We start from the raw sequence: 1,617 nt of genomic DNA on the forward strand, positions 1-1,617 counted from the left end.
ATTGTCGTAGAGGGCCTTGCAGGCGCAGGGAAAAGCACTGCGATTAAAACGGTTTTGGACACGCTCAAACAAGCGGGAATCGAAAACATCGTTAACACGCGTGAACCTGGTGGGACACCTCTTGCCGAGAAAATGCGCGCTTTAGTCAAGGAAGAGCATGAAGGCGAAGAGTTGAAAGACATCACAGAGTTGCTTCTGTTGTACGCCGCGCGTGTTCAACTGGTTGAGAATGTGATTAAGCCAGCGCTTGCAAACGGACAATGGGTTGTTGGCGATCGCCATGACTTGTCATCACAAGCTTACCAAGGTGGTGGCCGTCAAATTGATGCGTCACTCATGAAAAACCTTCGTGACACCACGTTGGGTGACTTTAAGCCCGCATTTACACTTTATATGGATATCGATCCTCGTATCGGTCTTGAGCGCGCTCGTGGTCGTGGCGAGCTAGACCGTATTGAAAAGATGGATATCAGCTTCTTCGAGCGCACTCGTGAGCGTTACTTGGAAATCGCCAATGCTGATCCGTCAATTGTTGTGATCAATGCAGAACAATCGATTGAAGAAGTGTCTCGTGATATTCAAGACGCCTTGAACGAATGGTCGTCTCGCCAGTAAGTAAAAAGCGAATATAGGTTACGCATGTTTAATGATTTTCCTTGGCTAAAGCCAGCATGGGAGAACCTCAAATCTGGGTTGGATTCAGATCGAATTCCTGGAGCTTTATTGCTGCAAAGTAAAAAAGGCTTGGCAGTAGAAAAGCTTGTTGAGTTTTTTAGTCATGCACTTCTTTGTCAAAACTACAGCAGCGAAGCTTGTGGTTTCTGCCATAGTTGTCAACTGACGAAATCTCAAAGCCATCCAGATTTGCACTGGATTAGGCCAGAGAAAGAAGGCAAGGCGATTACGGTTGACCAAATTCGCGCTTGCAAGCGTCTAGCTCATGAATCTTCTCAGCTGAATGGTTACCGTTTGTTTGTGATTGAGCCAGCCGATGCGATGAATGAATCCGCTTCTAATGCGCTATTAAAAACGCTGGAAGAACCGGGCGAAAAATGTTTGTTTTTGCTGGTCACTCATAATCAAGAAAGATTGCTACCGACGATTCGTAGCCGATGCCAGCATTGGGTTGTGACGCCGCCTTCAACCGAACAAGCTATGCAGTGGATTGGGGAGCAAGGCTTGTCTCAAGTACCGGCTTTCGCACTGAAACTGAATATGGGTTCTCCATTAAAAACGCTTGCATCGTTGAAAAATGGTGAGCTAGAGGAGTATTCGGCTTTCGAACGTTGTTTGGTTGAAACACTGTTATCTCCGACGTCTGATGTATCCAAATGTGCATCGTTAATGGCAAAAAATCCAGACCAAGCGCTGGATTGGGCATGGTGGGTATTGACGGATGCTCACAAGGCGCAGTTTGGTGTTGTAGACGAAGGCATACTGCCTGGTGCCGCGAAATTTCAGCCCCATCATTACGATGGGTTGTATGCATCAACAAAGAAACTCATGGAGCTCAAAGCGCAAATGCAAACCTTTCCGGGTTTGAACCTTGAGCTACTATCAATGAATTGGTTAATTGAATCACGAGAGGCATTATGTTCGTAGATTCTCATTGTCATT

At 46.3% G+C, this 1,617-nt stretch carries 2 protein-coding genes; both read left to right on the plus strand.

What is annotated here, in order from left to right; all coding sequences use genetic code 11:
• Positions 1 to 615, plus strand: a 615-nt coding sequence (gene tmk, locus R7O12_RS24260; RefSeq protein WP_318126592.1) for a dTMP kinase, incomplete at its 5' end; no start/stop codon positions are given.
• A 24-nt stretch (positions 616 to 639) separates the two neighbouring features.
• Entirely contained in the window at positions 640 to 1,602 is a 963-nt protein-coding gene (locus tag R7O12_RS24265; protein WP_318126593.1) for a DNA polymerase III subunit delta', read from the plus strand.
• Positions 1,603 to 1,617: the final 15 nt, after the last annotated feature.

The sequence above is a fragment of the Vibrio sp. Vb1574 genome (assembly GCF_033338675.1).

Excerpts from the sequence above, each read along its gene's own strand:
- R7O12_RS24265 (WP_318126593.1), top strand. The coding sequence starts at position 640 with ATGTTTAATGATTTTCCTTGGCTAAAGCCAGCATGGGAGAACCTCAAA.